We start from the raw sequence: 22,819 nt of genomic DNA on the forward strand, positions 1-22,819 counted from the left end.
TGTCAGTCCCCCCGCACCAGCGTAAAGAAATCCACCCGGCTGGAGGCGACGGCGCGGGCGCGTAGCTGGCGTTGTTCGTGTTGCAACGCAGCCAATGGCTCAATCAGTTGCTGTTGCAGCAATTCGGCCTGCTCCGGCAGTTGCAGCAGGGCATCCGCCAGCGCGCAAAGTTCGGCATGCGCCTTGTCACGCCCGGCGATATAGCTGTAGCCGTAGCCGCCGTTTTCGAGCTGTACCACTGCGCGGGTGACGGTCATGTCGCCCAGCACAAAGCGACGGCCGGTGGCACCCATGCGTCCCTGCAACTGCGCCAGGCCAATCTCCGGCGCGCGAACGGTTTGGTAGCGTGGGTTGAGGTTCAGCGCCTGCCATTGGCTGCGCAACTGGGCAGGCTGGCTGTGCGCCAATACCGACATCCAGCGTTGTCTCGGCTGTAAGGCTTGCATTCAGTGCTCCATCGTCAGTTCAATCATATCGGCGCGCGCCAGGCTGACGGAGTATTCCGCCACGTTGTCGCTGCCGGTGCAGACGTTCAGGGTGCGCACGCACAGCAGCGGTGCCTGGGTGGCGATCTCGAGCAGCCGGCTCTCTTTGGCCTGGGCACGGCGCGCGCTGATGCGCGTCTGGCTGCGGGCCAGCGGCTGGTGGATGTTTAATTCGATAAATTCGTGCAGCGAACCGCTGTGGAACTGCTGCAGCGCCGGCCACCAGTCCAAATCGGGCAGGTAATGGTCGATCAGGCTCATTGGCACGCCGTTGACCCGACGCAGGGTGCGAAGGTGGATCACCGTTTCGCCTTCTTCACGCGACAATGCGCTGGCAACATGCCCATTGCACGGGCGTAGTACAGCGAGTAAGCGCTCACTGGTGGGGTGGCTGCCCTGCTCAAACAGGTTCTGGCTGAAACGGGTATTGGCGTGCAGCGGGTAATCATAGGGGCGCATCAGCACCAGAATGCCGACGCCGTGTCGGCGTTGCAGCCAGCCGCGCTCCACCAATTGGTCGACTGCCCGGCGCAGGGTATGGCGATTGACCTGATAGCGTTCCGCCAACTGCTGCTCGGAAGGCAGGTAGTCGCCGCAGCGGTATTGGGTGCGCAGCTCTTGCTCCAGTTGCGCGGCAATTTGCTGGTAACGGGTAGGAAAACTGGTCGGATGTCTAGATAAGTCCATCATAATAAAAACCTCGGTGGCCATAACCACATAAAAAATATGCGGTTTATCGGCATGTCTTACAGTGCTTACCCTACGGCTTGAAAGACGACGGGTAGGTCCCGTGATGAAGTTGGCCTCATCTTGCCGGTGTCAGATGACAATCGCGTTACGCGTCGGTGGCGAACAGATGAACTATTTTGGACAGGCAGATGATGCACGGGGAGCCGCGCCGCGCTAAGCTGAGGCTATTGATGACTGAACCGAGCCAACCCCATGCCGCATCCCCTGACTGCCACTGAACACCGCGCCCACCCCTGGCCGTGGTGGAAACCGATCCTGTTTCTGCTGGTGATGGCCGTAGGCCTCTACTACGTCAAATGGCAGCCTTATTACGGCAAGGCCTTTCTGGCGGCAGATACCCATTCGATAGGGAAATCGATACTGGCAAACGGCGACAGCAGCCCGTGGCTGGCGGCCTGGCACTATGCGTTGATCTACTTCACGGCGGTGTGGAAGGCGGCGGTGCTCGGCGTGGTATTGGGATCGTTGGTGCAGGTATTGATCCCGCGCGATTGGTTGATGCGTACGCTCGGCCACCCGCGTTTTTCCGGCACTTTACTGGGCGCGGTGATCGCACTGCCGGGCATGATGTGCACCTGTTGCGCGGCGCCGGTTGCCGCCGGGCTGCGCCGTCAGTCGGTGTCCAGCGGGGCGGCGATGGCATTCTGGTTGAGCAACCCGGTGTTGAATCCGGCGACGCTGATATTTATGGGCTTTGTGCTCGGCTGGCAGTTTGCCGCTATCCGGCTGGTGGCTGGGGTGATTATGGTGCTGGGCATCGCCTGGCTGGTACAGCGTGCCACCGCCAGGGATCCGCAGCCTGCGGCGTTGCAAACCCCGGTGCTGCCGCAGGAGAAAGCTGATGACAGGCCGTTCTTCGGGCGTTGGTTGAAGGCGCTGTGGTCGTTGTTTTGGTCGACTATTCCCATCTACATTCTGGCTGTTTTGGCGCTCGGAGCGGCACGCGTTTGGTTGTTCCCACATGCCGATGGGGCGATAGACAACAGCTTGCTGTGGATTATTGGCCTGGCGATCGCCGGTTGCCTGTTTGTGATCCCGACGGCGGCGGAAATCCCGATTGTGCAGACCATGATGCTGGCGGGTATGGGCACCGGCCCGGCGCTGGCATTGCTGATGACCCTGCCGGCGGTCAGCCTGCCTTCGCTGCTGATGCTGAACAAAGCCTTCTCCGCCAAGGCCCTGTGTCTGACAGCGTTGCTGGTGGTACTGTGCGGGATCGCGACGGGCGTGGTTGGAATGGGGTTGGTATAAGCGAAGATATGCGACAATGGTTAGATGCCCATCTCCCTCTCCTGGGGGAGAGGGCTGGGGTGAGGGGATTATCAACGCAGCTTATGCACTACCTGATTGCTGCTGCCGCGCCAAATCAGCGCCGGATCTTTTAAATCCTGCACAAACTTACCGTCAATCAATACGTTAATCCTGTCTACTATCTGCATTTGCTGCGCATCCAGCTCCGTCAGCCGGTAGCCGGTCCACAGCCAGATATCCTTGCCCGGGCATTCGTCACCAACCCGTTTTACCAGTTGCAGCACCGCCGACACATTGGCCGGGTGCAGGGGATCGCCACCGGACAGCGACAGTCCCTGGCGCGGAATGCGCGTATCGTTCAGATCGGCAATCAACCGGTCTTCCATCGTTTGGGTAAACGGCTGACCGGAGTTGAGCCGCCAGGTGCTTTTGTTGTAACAGCCGGGGCACTGGTGCACGCAACCGGCCACAAACAGCGTGCAGCGGGTACCGGGGCCGTTGACCACGTCGATAGGGTAATACTGGTGATAATTCATCTTTCGCTTTCTGAAGGTAGGGGTTCAGCATGCTGAACCCGGATAGCAGGCGCGGTTTGCCGCGCCCCGACCGACAACAGTCCGGCGTCAGCCGATCTGCCCGTTCCCCAGGTGTTTCACCCGACGTTTCACCTCTTCTTGCTTGCCGGCGTTGAACGGCCTGGCGTCCGGGCTGCCGAGATAGCCGCACACCCGGCGGGTGACGGAGACCTTGGAGGGTTCGTGATTACCGCATTTCGGGCAGGTGAACCCCTTGCTGGTACAGGCGAATTCGCCGGTAAAGCCGCACTCGTAGCATTCATCGATCGGCGTGTTGGTGCCGTAATAGGGCACGCGGCTGTAGCTGTAGTCCCACACGTCTTCCAGCGCTTTCAGGTTGTGCTGCAGGTTCGGGTATTCGCCGTAACAGATGAAACCGCCGTTGGCTAATGGCGGATAGGGGGCTTCAAAATCCAGCTTGTCGTAAGGATTGACCTTTTTCTCCACGTCGAGGTGGAAGCTGTTGGTGTAATAGCCTTTGTCGGTCACGCCCGGCACCACGCCGAAATCGGCAGTATCGAGCCGGCAGAAGCGATCGCACAGGTTCTCGCTCGGCGTGCTGTACAGGCTAAAGCCGTAGCCGGTCTCTTCTTTCCAACTTTCGGTGGCGGCCCGCAGGTGCGCCACAATAGCGACGGCTTTGGCGCGCAGCGCTTCATCGTCGTAAACATGTTGTTCATTGCTGAATAGCGCGTTGATGGTTTCATGCAGGCCGATATAGCCCAGCGAGATCGACGCGCGGCCATTCTTGAAGATCTCGGCAATGTTGTCGTCCGCCTTCAAGCGCACGCCGCAGGCGCCTTCCATATACAGGATCGGGGCTACGCGCGCCTTGATACCTTCCAGCCGCGCGATGCGCGTCATCAGCGCCTTTTTCGCCAGCAACAGCCGCTGGTCCAGCAGCTTCCAGAAGCGACTTTCATCCCCCATCGCCTCCAGCGCAATACGCGGCAGGTTCAGGCTGATCACGCCGATATTGTTGCGACCGTCGTGGATCAGTTCGCCATTTTCTTCGTAGGTGCCAAGGAAACTGCGGCAACCCATCGGCGTTTTGAACGAACCCGTGACTTTCACCACCTGATCGTAATTGAGAATGTCCGGGTACATGCGCTTGCTGGCGCACTCCAGCGCCAACTGCTTGATGTCGTAGTTCGGATCGCCGTATTGATGATTCAGGCCGTCGCGGATGGCGAACACCAGTTTAGGGAACACCGCCGTCTTACGGTTTTTGCCCAGCCCGGCGATGCGGTTCTTCAGGATCGAACGTTGGATCAACCGTGATTCCCAGCAGGTTCCCAACCCGAAACCGAAGGTGACGAACGGCGTCTGACCGTTGGCGGTGTGCAGGGTATTGACCTCGTATTCCAGCGACTGGAAGGCGTCGTAACACTCTTTCTCGGTGCGCGCCATGGCATAACCCTCTGCGTCCGGGATCTGCCACTGCTCGGCGACCTGCTGATGTTTGTTGAAGCTTTCGCTGACGAACGGCGCCAGGATCTCGTCGATGCGGTTGATGGTGGTGCCGCCATAAATATGGCTGGCGACCTGCGCAATGATCTGCGCGGTGACGGCGGTGGCAGTGGAGATCGACTTCGGTGGCTCTATCTCGGCATTACCCATTTTGAAGCCGTTGGTCAGCATGCCTTTCAGGTCGATAAGCATGCAGTTGAACATAGGGAAAAACGGCGAGTAATCGAGATCGTGGTAGTGGATCTCGCCACGCTCATGGGCCAGCACCACGTCACGCGGCAGGATGTGCTGTTTGGCATAGTGCTTGGCGACGATCCCGGCCAGCAGGTCGCGCTGGGTGGGGATCACCTTACTGTCCTTATTGGCGTTTTCGTTCAGCAGCGCCATGTTGCTTTGTTCGACCAGGCCGCGGATCTCCTGGTTCAGCCGCCCACGCAGCTCGCGCGCGACGTCGCGATCGTGGCGATATTCAATGTAGGCCCGCGCCAGCTGCTTGTATTCGCCGGCCATCAGCTGATTTTCCACCGCCTGTTGGATCTCATGGATATCGACGCGCTGCTGTTGTGATATCTGTTGAGCGACTAAGCGGGCGACGGTAGCGCAGTAGTCGGCATCGACGATCCCCGCGGCTAGCGCGGCCCGCTCTATGGCTTGCCCAATACGTGCCTCGTCAAAAGGTACCTGACAACCGTCCCGTTTAATCACTACTGGTTTCACGTTGTTACTCCTTGTTCCCCGAGGGAGCGCTGATGCCCGCGGCCTTGCAGATTTCAGCCTGAAAGCTATCGGGTATCGGTATGATTTCAGCTTATCCACAGGGCAATGCCGCAGCCCGCAAGGGCTGAGGCGACGTGTGGATGATTTTGTGGATAACTACTATATATAGGTGTCGTTGTTTCTTAATGCACTATATATAGATGTTGATGGAGTTCTTTTGACGTAGGACAAGGAAAATGAAAGAGCGCGCGTAAGCTGTACAGACGTTAATTTTCGGCCTGAAAACTCAGGCCGGACGAGGGCGAAAATGTTCGAGCAGAAACTCAACCCAGACGCGGACCCTCGGCGGCAGATCGGCCGAGGCATAGTACAACCACAGCTGGGTGGGCTGCGGCCAGCATTCTGCCAGCACTGGCAGCAGGGTACCCTGCGCGAAGTGCTGTTCCGCGTACCAACGCGCCAGGCAGACGATGCCCAGGCCGGCCAGCGCCGCATCCAGTAACATCTCCGGCCGGCTGGCGACCAGGCGGCCATGCAGCTCCAGCGTTTTGGCTTCGCCATGCCGGTGCAGCGGCCATTTTACGCTGCGGCCGGTGGCCGGGTTACGATGCAACAGGCAGTTATGCTGCAACAGATCGTCCGGATCCTGCGGCGTGCCGCGCTGCGCCAGATAGCCGGGCGAGGCCGCCAGCACCATCTGCATCGGGTACAGCGGCCGCGCCACTAACCGGCTGTCGGGATCGACCCGGCTGCCGATGCCAACGTCAAAGCCTTCGCCCACCAAATTGACCACCCGCGCATCCAGAGAAAGATCGAGATCGATCTGCGGATAACGTTCAAGGAACTGCGGGATCAACGGCATCAGGATCTGGCGGCCAAAACCGGGGATCATACTGACGCGCACCGTGCCGGAAGGCGCCTGCTGCGCACTACCGGCAGTTTCCAGCGTGGCGGACAGCGCCTGCCACAGCGGTGCCACTTGCTGCAACAGCGCCTTGCCTTCATCGGTGAGCACCACGTTATGGGTATTACGCTGGAACAACCGCAACGCCAACTTTTCTTCCAGCACGCGAATATTTTTACTGATTGCCGCCGGGGTGACGCCCAGTTGGCGCGCGGCGGCGGAGAAATTCTGCGCCTGGGCGGCAGCGAGGAAGGCCGGCAACAGGCGATGCACGTCAAAGGGTAGCGACATAGTGGTTGATACTTTCAGTTGAAATTGAAGTGACAACTCACAGCCTACACCCGGGGCGATGGAAATGGAAAAATGCGTTATCAAATCTTAATCAAGGATCCTTTATGTCGCGTATTTTAGTGTTGACCGCCCACCGTTTTCCCGACGAATCACGCATCAACAAAGCGTTGATCGAAGCGCTTCGTCCTTTGCCTAACGTCACTGTCCACGAACTGATGCGTGCTTATCCTGACTATCAAATCGATGTGGCACGCGAGCAAGAGCTGCTGCAAAACCATGATGCGGTGGTGATGCTGTTCCCGTTCTATTGGTACAGCTCACCGGCGATTCTCAGCGAGTGGCAGGATGCGGTATTAACTCACGGTTTCGCTTACGGCAGTGAAGGCACCCAACTGCAGGGCAAACCCTTGCAACTGGTGGTCACCACCGGCGGCAATCAGCAGGCTTATACGGCGGGAGGTTATAACCGCTATCCGGTCGCGGAGTTGCTGCGGCCATTCCATGCGATGGCCAACCTGACCGGCATGGATTATCTGCCGCCACATCTGGTGCAGGGCGTGTTTGACATGAACGATGAGCGTTTGGCGCAGGAGGCCGCAGGGGTAGTGGCACTGCTGAAAAAACAGTAAGGCGCAGCGGGAAGCCGCGCCCTGAGGCCGGCTTTTAATCTTCCAACAGCCACCACACCGCTTCGAACGGTCGCAGGGTCGTGGCCTGCGGCTGTGCAGGCGCATCGGCATAGTTACTCATCAGCGGACGCCACAGCGCTGAGGCCTCCACGCCTTCTGCCTGCCAGGCCAGCGGTTCGCGGCTGAGGTTAGCCACCACCAGCAGACGTTGGCCGTTCCAGCGGCGTTGGTAGCACCACAGAGCAGGATGGGCGGGTGCCAGATCCTGATAATCACCGTGGGTCAGCAGGGGATACTGTTTGCGCAGGGTGATTAACTGGCGATAGGCGTAAAACACCGAGTCCAGATCGGCCAGCGCGGCTTCGGCATTGACTTGCGGGTAGTTTTCCGCGCAGCCAATCCACGGCGTGCCCTGGGTGAAACCGGCGTTTGGCGCGGCGCTCCATTGCATTGGCGTGCGGCCGTTATCGCGCGATTTGTCGGCCAGGATCGCCAGCAGTTCGGCGTCACTTTTGCCCTGTGCGTTGAGTTCGGCGTACATATTCAGGCTTTCCACATCGCGATACTGGCCGATGGCGTTAAAGCCCGGATTGGTCATGCCGATCTCTTCGCCCTGATAAATATAAGGCGTGCCCTGCATGCCGTGCAGCACCATCGCCAGCATCTTGGCGGCCGGTACCCGCAATTCGCCTTCATCGCCGAAGCGTGAAACGATGCGCGGCTGATCGTGGTTACACCAGAACAATGCATTCCAGGCCTGGTTATGCATGCCTTGCTGCCAGTGGCGGAAAATCTGTTTGAGTTCGACGTAATCCGGTGCCGCCAGCGTCCATTTTTCGCCGCCGGCATAGTCCACTTTCAGATGGTGGAAGTTGAAGGTCATCGACAACTCCACACCGCTTTGCGCAGCGTACTGCCGGCAATGTTCCAGGGTAGTGGAGGACATTTCGCCCACGGTCATCAGGCCGCGCGGCTGGAACACGTCGTGGCTCATCTCCTGCAAGAACTCATGAATACGCGGGCCGTCGGTATAGAAACGGCGGCCGTCGCCCTGAGGATCGGACGGGAAATCCTGTTGCTTGGAAACCAGGTTGATCACGTCGAGGCGCAAACCGTCGACGCCCTTGTCGGCCCAGAACTGACACACTTTCTTCAATTCTTCACGTACCGGTGGGTGTTCCCAGTTGAGATCCGCCTGCTCGGTGGCGAACAGGTGCAGATAATACTGGCCGCTGTCGGCGTGCCATTGCCAGGCGTTGCCGCCAAACTTGGAGCGCCAGTTATTCGGCGGCGTGTCGCCCTCGCCCTCGCCGTCGCGCCAGACATAGAACTGGCGGTATGGGCTGTTCGGTTCTTGTGCGGCTTTGAACCAGGGGTGTTCGGTCGAGGTATGGTTGAACACCATGTCCATCACGATACGGATGCTGCGCTGGTGGGCGGCGGCAATCAGTCGGTCGAAATCCTCCATGGTGCCGTAGGCCGGGTCGATGGCGCAGTAGTCCGCCACGTCATAACCGTTATCCACCTGCGGGGAAACATACACCGGTGTCAGCCAGATCGCGTCGACGCCCAGTTCCTGCAGATAGTCCAGCCGCTGGGTCACACCGGCCAGATCGCCGTAGCCGTTACCGGTGCTGTCCTGAAAACTCTTCGGATAGATTTGGTAGATGACACCGTTTTGCCACCAGGGGATTGGATTGCTCATAGTAATACCTTTAAATCGTGACAACGGGCCCGGCATGCCGGGCCCCTACATTTTAATCAGACCGGCAGCTCACCGCGGCTGGCTTTGCGTTTGTAGACCATGATGGTCAGTACCATCGGGATCACCACCGCCACCACGATCGCCACCGTGTAAATCATCCAGAACTGCGGTTTGATCGACAGGATGCCCGGCAAACCGCCGACGCCGATGCCGTTGGCCATCACACCGTCCAGGCCGCAGATCAGGCCGGCGAAGGCGGAACCGATCATCGCGCACAGCATGGGGAAGCGGTATTTCAGGTTAATCCCGTACATGGCCGGTTCGGTGACGCCGAGGTAGGCGGAGATCGCCGCCGGTACCGAGATTTCACGTTCGTTGGCCTTGCGGCTGACGATGATGATGCCCAGTACCGCAGACGCCTGTGCAATATTGGACAGCGCAATCAGTGGCCACACCGGCGTGCCGCCCATGCTTTGGATCATCTGCATGTCGATAGCCAACGTGGTCTGATGCACACCGGTGATCACCAGTGGCGCATACAGGAAGCCAAACAACGCGGCACCAATCGGTGCGAAGCTGCCGGTCATCACGGCTTTCACCGCCCAGGCTACGCCATCGCCAATCATGCGACCGAACGGGCCGATAAGCGCGTGCGCCAGGAACACCGCCAACAGCAGTGACACTACCGGCACTACCACCAGATACAGGTAATCCGGCACAATCTTTTTCAGGCGAGTCTCAATCCAGCCCAGCGCCATACCGGCCAGCATGGACGGGATAACCTGCGCCTGATAGCCGACTTTTTGAATGGTGAACCAGCCGAAGTTCCACACTTCCGGTATCTGCTGACCGAGCTGATAGGAGTTCATCAACTGCGGAGAGACCAGCGTGATACCCAGCACAATGCCGAGTACCGGTGTACCGCCCATTTTTTTCACCGTTGACCAGCAGATGGCAACCGGCAGGAACATGAAGATGGCTTCACCGAGCAGCCACAGGAAGTCGTAGATGGTTTTCCACGCCGGGTGCATTTGCGCCAGCGTTTGGCCGCCGGACATCGGGATGTCGCCGATCACGTTGCGGAAGCCAAGGATTAAACCGCCGCTGATCAGCGCCGGCAGCAGTGGGAAGAAGATTTCGGCGAAGTGGGAGATGGCACGCTCGCTCCAGGTCATGTTCTGGCGCGCGGCCACCTTGGCCTGCTCTTTATCGGCCTCGTTGACGCCGGTGGTGGCGATCAACGCCTGATAATAATCACCGACCTCCGGGCCAATCACCACCTGGAACTGCCCGGCATTGGTGAAGCAGCCTTTGACCATCGGCAGCTCTTCGATTTCTTTCGGTTTGGCTTTATTGGGGTCGTTGAGAACGAAACGCAGCCTGGTAATGCAGTGGCTGACGGTGGCGATATTCTCGCGTCCGCCCACCAGAACAATCAGGCGATCGATATCCTGCTGTTTTACTTTGCCCATTATTAGATACCTTTCTTGGTATGAGACTGCCGCAGAGGTGTTGTCCGAGTAATGATCAAAGCTTAGTCATTCCGTTTTTTTTATGAAATGGGAACGTTCCCGGTTTGGGGCGAGGATCACAAAACGATAAAAAAATGACCGTTTATTCAGCAGGGGAAATTGAGAGGTGGCCGAAACATTTCGTAATATTATCTTGAACTGACGTAGCGCTGGCTATACTGTCAGCCTTAACAATCAATAAGTTGATTGAACTGAGCGGCACTCATGGCTGTACTTTTAAAACCAATGCTCTATGTGAGTGCTATTACCACGGACTTTTTTCAAGGAAGAATGATGATTTTGACATTGCCTCGTACCCTCATGCTAGTCACCGCGCTATTCCTGAGCGCCTGTACCAGCCAAAAAAGTAGCCCGGAACGCCATGCCAAACATGCGGTTTATCAGTTGGCACGTGAAGATTTCTCCCCCGAAATGCGAACGCAGATTCCGGACTCGATAAAAGCGGCTATCCCGTTCTTCGACCAGTTTTACCAAATGGGGAAAACCGATCGGGCCAAGGGCTTAACGCAGCAGCAGGCACAGCAGCAGGAAGCTTATTTCCGCAGCCCAGAATTCCTCGGTGACATGGGGAAGAAAGGGCGATTTATCAATCAGCTATATTCAGTGGATAACCCGCAAAAACAACGCCAGATCCTGCTGGATTCCGCCGTGGCGACCTACTGGGATGGTTACGAAGGGCGGCCTTGAGGGCTGTGCTTCGAGTTTATGGTTAAATGGAAAGAGTAATACGATTGTATTAATTAAAAAGCCCAACAAATGAGAATTTGTTGGGCTTTGCTGAAAATTAATTTTTTTGTAAAACGCAGAAGGTTATTCGATGCCGTATTTTTTCTCGGTCACGAATTTTGGTTCTTTCCAGTTGGGGCCTTTTACAACTTTCCCATCTTGATCCTGAAGCACTCCTTTTTTGAATAAATCATCATACTTAGCAGATAGCTCTCCACTGGTTATAACGTCAAATCTGTTATATGTGAACAATCTATCCAATTTTCGGTAATCAGAGGTTGGCCCCAAGAAAGTCAAAACATCCTCTACGCTTTCATTTTTGATTATTTCTTTTAAAGACATCATTTATTTCCTCCAAGAGCATCCTTTAATTCCTGTTCATATGCAGCTTGTAAAGCTTCTTCAGTATAAAGAGCCTGCTCTTTTTCATTTATTTTATAATCTTCAAGAGTTGCAGTATGTGTACTATTCCACACTGATTTTTGCTCGGGAATGCTTTGAGGAACATCACCATCATTAATACCTAGGTTTCGGTACCGTTCTAGTTCTCTGATTTCATGGGTATAAAAACGCTTGTCAGTATCAGTCGGCGTAATTTCACCTTTCAGGATTTTATCCAAACGTTCGAGCATTACTTTGTTCTCCGATGAAGGCTCAAACCGACCGGTATGTAGTTTTACCTTGTCCACACCGACACGGTCAATCTTGGCGGTTGTCCAGTCCAGATTTTGAATTGGCCCACCGGCTTTCTCGGTATTGTAATCACGGCCGCTGTGTTTGCCTTTGGCATTAGTCTCCCCATAAGGCTTGCTGGCCATCACATAGATAGCTTCAACGCCTGTTTCCGTCGCATCCGGTTGCCACAAGATGAAATCTTGCAAATCCTGGACGACATCCGCAGGGAAGGTCGTTACGACTATGCTGTCCGCCTGCCTGACATTGGTGCCGGTATGTACGGGTGTTTTGGGGACTGGTGAACCATTGCCTGTATGTGAAGGTGCCGCAGGGCCAGTCGGTACCGGATTGATCAGTATGGTCCGGGCAGGCACGCCTCCCATTGCCGGCAGCGTGATTTTATCAAGCCCGGTAGCCTCATCACGGACAGGCCTGAACACCGGTACGCTGGCAAGTACCCAAAAAGTTGATGTAGGTACACGGCTATAATAAAACTACGGCGTATACCCCAAACTTAGTCAGATATTTGCTATTAACAAAAACGTCCAACAAACCCTAGTTTGCTGGACGCTGCTCAAAACATAATTATAGGGAAGTGCCGACGATTATTCGATACCGTATTTTTTTTCGGCTACGAACTTTGGGGGGAGCCAGTTTGGGCCTTTATGCGTATGCCCTTTTTCATCCTCAGAGAATTTACCCTCCTTCAGTAATTTTTCGTAAGCCGGATAAAGTAGCCCATTCTCAATAACTTCGAATTTATAGCGTACATACATTCGATCTATAGCTGGATATGCAGTTCGTGGTGCAAAAAATAAAAGCACATCTTCAACGCTTTCGTTTTCAATAATTTTTTTGAAATCGATCATTGATTATTCCTCATTTCTTGCTCTTCGTAAGCTTTGGTAGCTTCAGGAGTATATAGGGGCTGATTTTTCTCGTTCACTTTATAGTCTTCCAGAGTAGCAGTATGAGCGTTATTCCATACGGACTTATTTTCTACTCCATCGGGAACACCCAATATTCTGTAACGCTCCAGTTCCCTGATCTCATGTGTATAAAAACGCTTGTCGGTATCAGTCGGAGCAAGATCACCTTTTAGGATTCTCTCCAAGCGGTCGACCATCACCTTATTATCAGCTTGCTCTCCAAACCGACTGGTATGCAGTTTTACCTTGTCCACACCGACACAGTCAATCTTGGCGGTTGTCCAGTCCAGATTTTGAATTGGCCCGCCGGCTTTCTCGGTATTGTAATCACGACCGCTGTGTTTGCCTTTGGCATTAGTCTCCCCATAAGGCTTGCTGACCATCACATAGATAGCTTCAACGCCTGTTTCCGTCGCATCCGGTTGCCACAAGATGAAATCTTGCAAATCCTGGACGACATCCGCAGGGAAGGTCGTTACGACTATGCTGTCCGCCTGCCTGACATTGGTGCCGGTATGTACGGGTGTTTTGGGGACTGGTGAACCATTGCCTGTATGTGACGGTGCCGCAGGGCCAGTCGGTACCGGATTGATCAGTATGGTCCGGGCAGGCACGCCACCCATTGCCGGCAGCGTGATTTTATCAAGCCCGGTTGCCTCATCACGGACAGGCCTGAACACCGGTACGCTGGCAGATACACCGCCGACGCCTGTTCTGACAAAGTTTACACTCTGTGTTCCGTCCTTGTCCGTCGATATAAATCCGCGCACCGGCAAATCAACCGAAGTCATCCCTGGCCGGATTGCGGTTTCACCGACGGCTGCCAGACTTGCCTGGAAGGCAAACATATTGATGTCACGACCGGGAACCCGGTCACTGCCCGTTCCGGCCGCTGTCGGGATGAACCCGACAGCAACAGCCCCAAGTACCGATCCTGTCGCAACAGCGGTAGTAGTGCGTATGCTGCCGACTTCCGTTGCCCCACGCCACAACGCGCCCGCGACAGAACCGGCCAGTTCACTGGAGGTTGTCATAACACCTTGTGCTGCCGTTGACATCTGTAGCATGGCGGGCGCACGGTTGAGTACCATTGCGCCTGCGGTTGCCAACGCTGCATTGGCTGCTTTCAGCTTTTCGGGCGTGTAAGCCGGTGCATCCCAAATACCCGCTTTGGCAAACAGCGCCTTACGAGTTTCCTCAACTTTACGGGCTTCCTCGGCTTTGCGGGCTTCCTCAACTTTACGGGCTTCCTCGGCTTTGCGGGCTTCCTCGGCTTTGCGGGCTTCCTCGGCTTTACGGGCTTCTTCGGCTTTACGGGTTTCTTCGGCCCTGCGGGCTTTTTCCGCAATTTCGTTTTGTATTCTTTTCCATTGATTGTAGGCGTTGGTTAGAGAGGGGACCTCCACGTTTCTTTTTCTGTATCCGATCCGATCATCACCTTTGCCTCCTCCGTTGATTTCATATTTCTCAACGATCTGGGTCATGACCTTCTCATTATCAAGCCAAAGACCTTTCGGTATTTCCCCTCGTAATACAGCGGAATAAAATTTAATGGGTACCGTATATTCAGCAACAGGATTATTACCTGAATATTTTCCATCAATTGGACTTTGGTTATTACCAAAGTTATGTCCTGCTGAAGGGATGGCTTTCAGCAGCGAATTTAACACACGAGTTGCTCCACCCACGCCATCATCTATTAACGATGAGTTATCATAAGTCATTATGATACCATTCATCGTGGCGCGTCCTTGTCGGTCAATAAAGACCGTCCCATATTTACTCGTATGTGTATCTCCGGGCTTCATCGTAAGCCAATTAGCGGAATGATTACCTGTATTGTTGCCCCCATTGCCACCTCCTTCTGAATCACCCCCCCAGCGAATACCGCTGTCTCCGCTAAAGCTGCTACCTTTATCATTCGTCCCTGTTACCGTTAGGTGTTCTGTACCGTCAGAGTCAAATCCATGCGACACCATGCCTGGTCGCGAAATTGCCCTGGGCCCCTGATGATTCCCACCACTGCCCTTACCGTCACTACCACTCATATTCTACTCCTTTATAACCAATAATTATATTTGATACAGTTAGTTATGAATGGTTTATTCAAGAAGTTCGTGATGCGGAAATATTGTTAGCTAAATTGGCCAACCGGGATTCAAGCACAAGCCGGGCCTCACGTTCTTCCTTTAACGCCTCGACCAGAAGGGCGACCACGCCATTGATATTAATTCCGCGGGCATCTTTCAGAACGCTGCCGTCATTCAGTTTCAATTCAGTTTTGGTCACTGTCTGAGGTAAGACGGCCTCCACTTCCTGGGCGATTACCCCGGCTTCCGGAACGCCCTGTTTCAGGTAGGTATAACCACCAATTTTCCCCAGCTTATCCAGCGCACCGTCTATTTTCTCGATGTCCGTTTTCATTCGGGCATCTGAGCTGCTGTTCCAGGCACCATTGGTGTACGCATGGCCATCATTGCGGAATTCGTACCAACCCTGTGCGCCGCCATTGGCAACATGCAGTCCCACGAAGTGATGTTGACCAATACGCTCATAATGGTAGAAATCGGCAGACAGATTTCCCGCCCCCTGTATATGCAGGCCGTTGGTAGTTCTATCGGCATTATTGTTAACATTTTTGTTGCCAGCAGCCCAAATCCAGCCATCGGGATTGCGTTTGATTAATTGCCCGACCGAAAGCTCGGCGTTGGTTCTGACTTGGAGTTCATTCCAATTTCCCTGCCAGTCACGGTAAGAAATTAACCCAAAATTATCCTTGCCGGCGATAACCCGAGTTCCCATCACCATGGTCGTAGTTACATTACCGCTCGTGAAATTGGTATGCATAGGTGCAGAATTATAGATTTGCCCGTTGATAAGAGGTGTTGGACCACTGGTCACGGCACTGATACCTGCGTTATGCGACACAAGTGCGCCGCCGGAGATATCGACGCCGTTACGTAGAGATACCCGACCGGTTGAAAGGTTAAAAGAGAAGGGACGAAGGGTGTTCCACTCCCCGTCCTGAGCCTGGCCGGCAGGGGTGGTCAGCGCGTAAAAATCCTTGCCGTCGTTACGTAACATCACGCCGGTATTGCCGTTTGCCAGACGAAAACCGTTGGGTGCCTTAGTCACAATTTCACCGTCACTGATGATACGTTTACGCAATGTAGTCAGTGATTTCAGCTCAGTGACGTCGTCATTAACGCCATTAGTGACCTGAGCATTTTTCTTTTCATCAGCCATGATTATCTTCCTTTTCGACTCTCTGTTTCCTGATAGTTAACAGCGCCGGTATCCTCCTGAACGTCCTGACTGGCAGGTATTGGAGGTACACATTCCGTGTGCTGAAAAACTGCTGAGGCATACAAAAATAACTGTATGCACATACAGTAAATTATTGCTTTGAACGAGAGACGTCAATCAGGAATAGTTGTGTGGTAGCTGATACAAATAGCGATGAATTAAGGCTCACTGGGTGTGAGCAACAAGACAGAAAGGGACGGCGGGCAAACGACTACCCACCCGCCGTCAGGCGAGTTTGCTTGGCACGATGATCTGGCGGATGCCCTGTTCGCCACTGAGCTGGCTCAGCAGTTGTTGGGCGGCCTGCAGCCCGGCGCTGCCATAGCCGAGATCGACAGAAAATGTCTCGGGGAACAGGAAGTTAAGCAACGGCGTGTTACCGATGCCGCAGACCTGAAGCGGGGCGATATGCTGTTGTTGCAGGTATTTGATGGCGCCGAGGGCGATGGTGTCGGAGGCGCACACCAGCGCAGTGGTCTGGGGTTCGATGGTCGAGGCCGCCAGTTGGAAACCGCTTTGGTAGCTCAATTCACCCAAGGCCACATGGGGGGTGATGTTCTGCTGGCGGCAGGCGTCGAGATAGGCCTGGTGGCGGCGCAAACCGGTGGTGGCGTCCGACGGTTGCACCCCCAGGTAGCTGATATGCCGGTGGCCCTGCTGTTGCAGGCGTTCCATCAACAGCCGTACGGCGCCGTCGTCGTCGTAGCACACCGAGGAAAAACCCTCGTATTCGCGCGCCAGTACCACCATTTTGTCTTGCCATGGGTTGAGCATCGCCGCCGTCAAGCCGGTAAAACCGAACAGGATCACCCCGTCGACGTTGCGCTGCTGCAAAACGTGCAGATGCTCTTCCACCAGCCGCGTTTCAAACTGGCTTTCCATCACGATAGGGTCGAAACCGTGCTGGTACAGCAGCGGCAGCATGGTACGCACCGCCTGGTTTTCGGACGGCGAATCGAGGCGGGAAACGATAATGCCCACCACTTTGTCACTCTGGCCACGCATGGCGCGCGCCGACTTGGACGGGGTAAAGCCTTGCTGACGGATCACCGCTTCCACCCGTTCGCGGGTCTGCGGGCTCACGCTGCCTTCGTTGTTCAACACGCGTGATACGGTGGATTTACCTACGCCGCTCAGGCGTGCGATGTCCTTGATGGTCAGCCGGTTTTGCATGGTTTACTTTTCGTTGAGGTTAAAAGGCGTAGACTGGCGGCCTACGCTGAATGCCCGTCAGCATAGCTTATTTTCCGCCATGGATCTTGATGCTATGCAGGGAATTACGTACTGCGCTGAACGGCCGCTCTTGTCGTTCGATCTTTTCATTTACCGGAGGTTATCACCCGTATGGATCCCGATCCGACCCCGTTAGACACCCACTCGGTGACCCGGTAAAACCTGCCCGCTTTGCGCTGCTGTTTTACCGGTGAAATAAACGGTAACCGGTAGCGCGCGCTCGTCGTTCGCTCCTGCTGCTTTGAAAAAGACAAGGATCTGCCCCGGCAGAGGCTTTTTGGCATGCCCGAAAGCCTGATTGGGAAGGATCCCGCGTTCACCCGCTGCCGGGAGGCAATGGGCGACGAGGTGCAAAATAATGAAACTGAAAAATATCCCCCGTCAGCTGCTGGGCCTGCTCAGCCGCAACTTACCGCGCCGTTTGGTGCACCGCGATAGCCTGTTGGACAGCCTGGGCGGCAAAGCGCAAGGGTTGCCCGCAGGGCTGGCACAGCAGCGACTGGAATGCGCTGCCGCCGACGTCACTGAGCTGTACCTGCGCTTTCAAAGCCACCCGGAAGGCATCACCGCCCATGAGGCAGAGCGGGTTCGTGAACGCTGCGGCGAGAACGTCATCGACGATCAGCAAAAAGAGGCCTGGTGGCAGCATCTGTGGCACTGCTACCGCAATCCGTTCAACCTGCTGCTGACCGCGCTCGGCATGATCTCTTACGCGACGGAAGATCTGACCGGTGCGCTGGTGATCGCGCTGATGGTGGTGATCTCCACGTTGCTGAACTTCATTCAGGAAGCGCGATCCAATCGGGCGGCGGACGCGCTGAAGGCGATGGTCAGCAACACGGCTACCGTGATCCGCAGCGATGCATTGACCGGTAAAAGCGAACATCTTGAGCTGCCGATTTCTCAACTGGTGCCGGGCGACATTATCAAGCTGGCGGCGGGGGATATGATCCCGGCGGATCTGCGCGTGCTGTCGGCCAAGGATCTGTTTATCAGCCAGGCGGCGCTGACCGGCGAGTCTCTGCCGGTCGAGAAAATCGCCGAACTGCGTGAACCGGCAGAAGATCCGCTGGAATGCCAGAACCTGTGTTTTATGGGTACCAACGTGGTCAGCGGCACCGCGCTGGCGATGGTGATCGGCACCGGCGGCGGTACCTACTTTGGCCAGTTGGCACAGCGCGTCATCAGCCAGGATCAGCAGCCGAACGCCTTCCAGACCGGCATCAGCCGGGTCAGTTGGTTACTGATCCGTTTTATGCTGGTGATGACGCCGATCGTGCTGCTGATCAATGGCTACACCAAGGGCGACTGGTGGGAAGCGGCGCTGTTCGCGCTGTCGGTGGCGGTGGGGCTGACCCCGGAAATGCTGCCGATGATCGTCACCTCGACGCTGGCCAAGGGGGCGGTGAAACTGTCCAGGCAGAAAGTGATCGTCAAACGCCTGGATGCCATTCAAAACTTTGGCGCCATGGATGTGCTGTGCACCGATAAAACCGGCACCCTGACCCAGGATAAAATCGTGCTGGAGCGTCACACCGACGTGTTCGGTGCGGCCAGCGATCGGGTGTTGCATTACGCCTGGCTGAACAGCTTCTACCAGACCGGATTGAAAAACCTGCTCGACGTGGCGGTGCTGAGCTGCGCAGAACAAAACCAACAGCCGGATGCGCTGCAGCATTACCGCAAGGTGGATGAGATCCCGTTTGATTTTGAACGGCGCCGCATGTCGGTGGTGGTGGCCAACGACGCGCAATACCACGAGCTGATCTGCAAGGGCGCGCTGGAAGAGATGCTGGCGATTTGCAGCCATGTACGGCAGGAAGATGAAGTGATCCCGCTCAGCGAGGCGCTGCTGGCGCGAATTCGGCGCATCACCGACGATCTCAACCAGCAAGGGCTGCGGGTGGTGGCGGTGGCCAACAAGATTTTACCGGCACAGGCCCATGAATACCGCGTGGCCGACGAGTTCGATTTGATCCTCGAAGGTTATGTGGCCTTCCTCGATCCGCCTAAAGAGAGCACGGCACCGGCGCTGGCGGCGCTGAGAAACAGCGGTATTACGGTGAAAATCCTCACCGGCGACAACGAGCTGGTGGCGGCCAAGGTGTGCAAAGACGTCGGGCTGGCGGCGGATCACGTGCTGCGCGGCAGCGAAATCGAACAGATGAATGACGAGCAACTGACGCAGGCGGCGGCGCGCACCACGGTGTTCGCCAAGCTGACGCCGCTGCACAAGGAGCGCATCGTCAAGCTGCTGCGCCAGCAGGGCCACGTGGTCGGCTTTATGGGCGACGGTATCAACGATGCGCCAGCACTGCGCGCGGCGGATATCGGTATTTCGGTGGATTCCGCCGTGGATATCGCCAAGGAAGCGGCGGACATCATCCTGCTGGAAAAAAGCCTGATGGTGCTGGAGCAGGGGGTGATCGAGGGGCGTCGCACCTTTGCCAACATGCTCAAATACATCAAAATGACCGCCAGTTCGAACTTCGGCAACGTCTTCAGCGTGCTGATCGCCAGCGCCTTTTTGCCGTTCCTGCCGATGTTGCCGCTGCACTTGCTGATCCAGAATCTGATGTATGACATTTCGCAGATCGCCATTCCGTTCGACAACGTCGACGACGATCAGATCACACAGCCACAGCGCTGGAACTCCGGTGATATTGGGCGGTTTATGGTGTTCTTTGGGCCGATCAGCTCGATTTTCGACGTGCTGACCTTCAGCCTGATGTGGTGGGTGTTCAAGGCCAATACACCTGAAATGCAGACGCTGTTCCAGTCAGGCTGGTTCGTGGAAGGGCTGCTGTCGCAAACGCTGATTGTGCATATGATCCGCACGCGCAAAATTCCGTTTATTCAGAGCCGTCCTTCGTGGCCGCTGTGCGTGATGACCCTGGTGGTGATCGCGACCGGTATCGGCCTGACCTTCTCGCAGCTGGCCGGGTTCCTGCAGTTGCAGGCACTGCCGCTCGGTTACTTCCCGTGGCTGGTGCTGATCCTGACCGGTTATATGGTGCTGACCCAGTGCGTGAAAGGCTGGTTTGTGCGCCGCTACGGCTGGCAGTAATCGCTTCGCCCCTCTTTCGCCTGGAAGAGGGGCATCTGTGATCCAACCCGGCTTTTCGCCCTTGTCGTTGGACATCTGTCCTGTGCTCAGTCTTTATTTACAGCTTCGCTGTTTTTATTGATCTTTTTCCTCTGAGGAATTTCTGATGCACAGAACCCTGCGTTATACGCTACTGGCTTCATCGTTATTGCTTTCTCTGGGCGCGCTGGCGCAGCCTGCCGGCGATCTGCCGCTGATGCCCTGGCCGCAGCAGGTTGAACTGACTCAGCCGGCGGGTAAGCTGGTGCTGGACCACCGTTTGTCGATTAACCTGCAGGGTGACAGTCTGGACGATGCGCTGCCGCGCTGGCGCCAGCGTATTGAGCTGCAAACCGGTTGGACGTTGGCACCGCAGGCCGAAAAAGCCGCAGGCGTGGTGATTAAGGTCGATATCAAAGATAAGGTGGCGGCGCAGCCGCTGCCGGGCAGCGATGAAAGTTATAAATTAGCGGTGACGCCGCAGGGGGTTACGCTGGCCGCCAATACCCGTTTCGGCGCGTTGCGCGGCATGGAAACCCTGCTGCAACTGGTGCAGACCGACGGGCAGAACACTTTCCTGCCGTTGGTGAATATCACCGACGTGCCGCGTTTCCCGTGGCGCGGCGTGTTGCTGGATTCGGCACGTCATTTCTTGCCGTTGGCGGATATTCTGCGCCAGCTCGACGGCATGGCGGCGGCCAAGCTCAACGTATTCCACTGGCACCTGACCGACGATCAAGGCTGGCGCTTTGCTTCCGAGCGTTATCCCAAACTGCAGCAGCAGGCCAGCGACGGTCAGTTCTATACCCGCGAACAGATGCAACAGGTGGTCGCCTATGCCACTGCGCGCGGTATTCGGGTGGTGCCGGAAATCGATCTGCCAGGCCATGCTTCCAGCATCGCCGTGGCTTACCCGGAGTTGATGAGCGCGCCGGGGCCGTACTCGATGGAGCGCAAATGGGGCGTGCACCTGCCGACGCTGGATCCGACCCGTGATGAAGTTTATCAATTTGTTGACGCTATCATTGGCGAATTGGTGGCGATCTTCCCCGATCCTTATTTGCATATCGGCGGCGATGAGGTCGATGCCAGCCAGTGGAAGCGATCCAAAACCATTCAGGCCTTTATGCAGCAGCACCAATTGGCGGACACTCATGCGCTGCAGGCTTATTTCAATCAGAAGCTGGAAAAAATCCTCGAGCGGCATCAGCGCCAAATGGTCGGCTGGGATGAAATTTATCATCCGTCGCTGCCGCGCAGCATTGTCATCCAGTCCTGGCAAGGGCAAGACTCGCTCGGTGCCAGCGCACAGGACGGTTACCAGGGCATCCTGTCCACCGGCTTTTACCTCGATCAGCCGCAAAGCACGGCCTATCACTATCGCAATGAGATCCTGCCGCAGCCGCTGGGGGTTGCCACCGAGGTGCAGCCGAATGAAAAAGCCCAGAGCTGGCAGTTCAGCATGCCGCGGCTGAAGGGCAGTGCCGTGGAGGGCAGCTTTACCCTGATTGAAGGGAAGCAGGGCTGGCGTGGTTTTATCGACTTCAACGGCAAATCCCGCCGCGCCTTGCAGGATATCGTCTGGCGTTCCCCGCAGCAGGTAAGCTTCCGCGTCGATACCTGGATGGGCGAGACTCGCCCGGTATTCACCCTGAGCCAGGACAAGCTCAACGGTTATACACTGGTGGGCAACGTGCGTTACCCGACCCACGGCAGCCGGCTTGCGGCGATCCCGGCGGGCAAGATGCCGGTGGTGCCGGATGCGAAGCAGCAGGCCAATATTCTCGGCGGTGAGGCGGCGCTGTGGGCGGAGAACATCAGGGCGCCGATCCTCGATCTCAAGCTGTGGCCGCGTGGGTTCGCGGTGGCGGAGCGCTTGTGGTCGGCACAGGATGTCACCGATGAAAACAACATGTACCGGCGGCTGGCGGCGGTTGACGCCTGGTCGGTGGTGTCGGTGGGCCTGCAACAGCACGCTGAAACCGCTCGCGAATTTACCCGGTTGGCGAACAGCGTGGCGATCGCGCCGTTGCAAACCCTGGCCGAAGCGGTGGAGCCGGGTCAGTACTACACCCGGCAGCATCTCAAATTCAAGGCCGGCAATTACCATCAGTTCGAACCGCTGAATCGCTTTGCCGACGCTCTGCCGCCGGAAAGCAACGCGGTGCGCGAGATGGGGATGCAGGTTGCGGCCTTAGTGAAAGATCGCAACGACCGGGCGGCGGCACAGACGCTGCGCGAGCGTTTGCAACGCTGGCAATTGAATACCGCGCCGGTAAAAACGGTGATTGCCGGTAATCGGGTGATGCAGGATCTGGCGCCGGTGGCGCAGGATGTCGGCGCGCTGTCCGCACTGGGGCTGATGCTGCTGGAACGTTATCAACAGGGCAAACCGCTGAGCAAGGCTGAAGCGGCGCAGATACAGCAGCAACTGGACGCGGCGGCGAAAATACGCGACGAAGTGGTGATTGCGGCGGTTTACCCGCTGGAGGCCTTGCTGCGCGCCAGCGCTATCGAATGAGGTAAGTCAGTATTAGTAGGGGCTCAGCATGCTGA

At 56.3% G+C, this 22,819-nt stretch carries 17 protein-coding genes and 1 pseudogene; 5 read left to right on the forward strand and 13 right to left on the reverse strand.

Going from position 1 to position 22,819, the window contains the following annotated elements; all coding sequences use genetic code 11:
* Positions 1-2 precede the first annotated feature (2 nt).
* Both phnG and phnF read right to left on the reverse strand, forming a co-directional pair.
* Positions 3-446: a phosphonate C-P lyase system protein PhnG gene (gene phnG / locus ACGS9J_RS17225; RefSeq protein ID WP_442232055.1), complete on the reverse strand. Its 444-nt coding sequence runs from the start codon at positions 444-446 to the stop codon at positions 3-5.
* Positions 447-1,172 (reverse strand): phosphonate metabolism transcriptional regulator PhnF, encoded by a 726-nt coding sequence (gene phnF / locus ACGS9J_RS17230; RefSeq protein WP_442232169.1) that lies wholly within the window; start codon positions 1,170-1,172, stop codon positions 447-449.
* 255 nt (positions 1,173-1,427) lie between these two features.
* Between phnF and ACGS9J_RS17235 the strand changes: the two genes are divergently transcribed.
* On the forward strand, positions 1,428-2,486 hold the full coding sequence (locus ACGS9J_RS17235; RefSeq protein ID WP_442232056.1) for a permease: 1,059 nt from the start codon (positions 1,428-1,430) through the stop codon (positions 2,484-2,486).
* 71 nt (positions 2,487-2,557) lie between these two features.
* Here ACGS9J_RS17235 and nrdG read toward each other — a convergent pair whose 3' ends face one another.
* The 3 genes from nrdG to ACGS9J_RS17250 form a co-directional block, all read right to left on the reverse strand.
* Positions 2,558-3,022 (reverse strand): anaerobic ribonucleoside-triphosphate reductase-activating protein, encoded by a 465-nt coding sequence (gene nrdG / locus ACGS9J_RS17240; RefSeq protein ID WP_442232057.1) that lies wholly within the window; start codon positions 3,020-3,022, stop codon positions 2,558-2,560.
* Positions 3,023-3,109: 87 nt separating this feature from the next.
* Positions 3,110-5,248 (reverse strand): anaerobic ribonucleoside-triphosphate reductase, encoded by a 2,139-nt coding sequence (gene nrdD / locus ACGS9J_RS17245; RefSeq protein ID WP_442232058.1) that lies wholly within the window; start codon positions 5,246-5,248, stop codon positions 3,110-3,112.
* Between the two features lie 286 nt (positions 5,249-5,534).
* A complete protein-coding gene (locus tag ACGS9J_RS17250) occupies positions 5,535-6,443 on the reverse strand; it encodes a LysR family transcriptional regulator (protein WP_442232059.1) in 909 nt (302 codons plus the stop codon).
* 104 nt (positions 6,444-6,547) lie between these two features.
* On the opposite strand from ACGS9J_RS17250, the gene ACGS9J_RS17255 reads away from it, so the two are divergent.
* Positions 6,548-7,072 (forward strand): NAD(P)H-dependent oxidoreductase, encoded by a 525-nt coding sequence (locus tag ACGS9J_RS17255; protein WP_442232060.1) that lies wholly within the window; start codon positions 6,548-6,550, stop codon positions 7,070-7,072.
* Positions 7,073-7,106: 34 nt separating this feature from the next.
* Here the strand turns inward: ACGS9J_RS17255 and treC are convergent, their stop codons facing one another.
* Entirely contained in the window at positions 7,107-8,777 is a 1,671-nt protein-coding gene (treC, locus tag ACGS9J_RS17260) for an alpha,alpha-phosphotrehalase (RefSeq protein ID WP_442232061.1), read from the reverse strand.
* A gap of 56 nt (positions 8,778-8,833) precedes the next feature.
* Positions 8,834-10,249: a PTS trehalose transporter subunit IIBC gene (treB, locus tag ACGS9J_RS17265; RefSeq protein WP_442232062.1), complete on the reverse strand. Its 1,416-nt coding sequence runs from the start codon at positions 10,247-10,249 to the stop codon at positions 8,834-8,836.
* A gap of 264 nt (positions 10,250-10,513) precedes the next feature.
* Between treB and ACGS9J_RS17270 the strand changes: the two genes are divergently transcribed.
* Positions 10,514-10,996, forward strand: coding sequence for an Exc2 family lipoprotein (locus tag ACGS9J_RS17270; protein WP_442232063.1), 483 nt, complete (start codon positions 10,514-10,516; stop codon positions 10,994-10,996).
* Positions 10,997-11,119: 123 nt separating this feature from the next.
* Here the strand turns inward: ACGS9J_RS17270 and ACGS9J_RS17275 are convergent, their stop codons facing one another.
* The 6 genes and pseudogenes from ACGS9J_RS17275 to treR form a co-directional block, all read right to left on the reverse strand.
* A complete protein-coding gene (locus ACGS9J_RS17275) occupies positions 11,120-11,380 on the reverse strand; it encodes an immunity protein (protein ID WP_442232064.1) in 261 nt (86 codons plus the stop codon).
* Positions 11,377-12,174, reverse strand: a pseudogene (locus tag ACGS9J_RS17280) (S-type pyocin domain-containing protein); the annotation flags it as partial. The gene ACGS9J_RS17275 and the pseudogene ACGS9J_RS17280, both read right to left, overlap by 4 nt.
* A gap of 141 nt (positions 12,175-12,315) precedes the next feature.
* The gene (locus tag ACGS9J_RS17285; RefSeq protein WP_442232065.1) at positions 12,316-12,579 is read right to left on the reverse strand and encodes an immunity protein; all 264 of its coding nucleotides are present in this window, start codon (positions 12,577-12,579) and stop codon (positions 12,316-12,318) included.
* Entirely contained in the window at positions 12,576-14,687 is a 2,112-nt protein-coding gene (locus ACGS9J_RS17290; protein WP_442232066.1) for an S-type pyocin domain-containing protein, read from the reverse strand. The genes ACGS9J_RS17285 and ACGS9J_RS17290 overlap by 4 nt, the downstream gene beginning before the upstream one ends.
* A gap of 58 nt (positions 14,688-14,745) precedes the next feature.
* On the reverse strand, positions 14,746-15,885 hold the full coding sequence (locus ACGS9J_RS17295) for a tail fiber domain-containing protein (protein ID WP_442232067.1): 1,140 nt from the start codon (positions 15,883-15,885) through the stop codon (positions 14,746-14,748).
* Positions 15,886-16,170: 285 nt separating this feature from the next.
* Positions 16,171-17,118, reverse strand: a complete 948-nt coding sequence (treR, locus tag ACGS9J_RS17300) for a trehalose operon repressor TreR (RefSeq protein ID WP_442232068.1) — start codon at positions 17,116-17,118, stop codon at positions 16,171-16,173.
* Positions 17,119-17,536: 418 nt separating this feature from the next.
* On the opposite strand from treR, the gene mgtA reads away from it, so the two are divergent.
* Positions 17,537-20,245 carry a magnesium-translocating P-type ATPase gene (gene mgtA / locus ACGS9J_RS17305; protein WP_442232069.1) on the forward strand — a complete coding sequence of 903 codons (2,709 nt, stop codon included), beginning with the start codon at positions 17,537-17,539 and terminating at the stop codon, positions 20,243-20,245.
* 145 nt (positions 20,246-20,390) lie between these two features.
* Positions 20,391-22,784 (forward strand): beta-N-acetylhexosaminidase, encoded by a 2,394-nt coding sequence (locus ACGS9J_RS17310; protein ID WP_442232070.1) that lies wholly within the window; start codon positions 20,391-20,393, stop codon positions 22,782-22,784.
* The last annotated feature ends 35 nt before the right edge of the window (positions 22,785-22,819 follow it).

This window comes from Serratia quinivorans (genome assembly GCF_052113645.1).
GTDB lineage: Bacteria > Pseudomonadota > Gammaproteobacteria > Enterobacterales > Enterobacteriaceae > Serratia > Serratia quinivorans_B.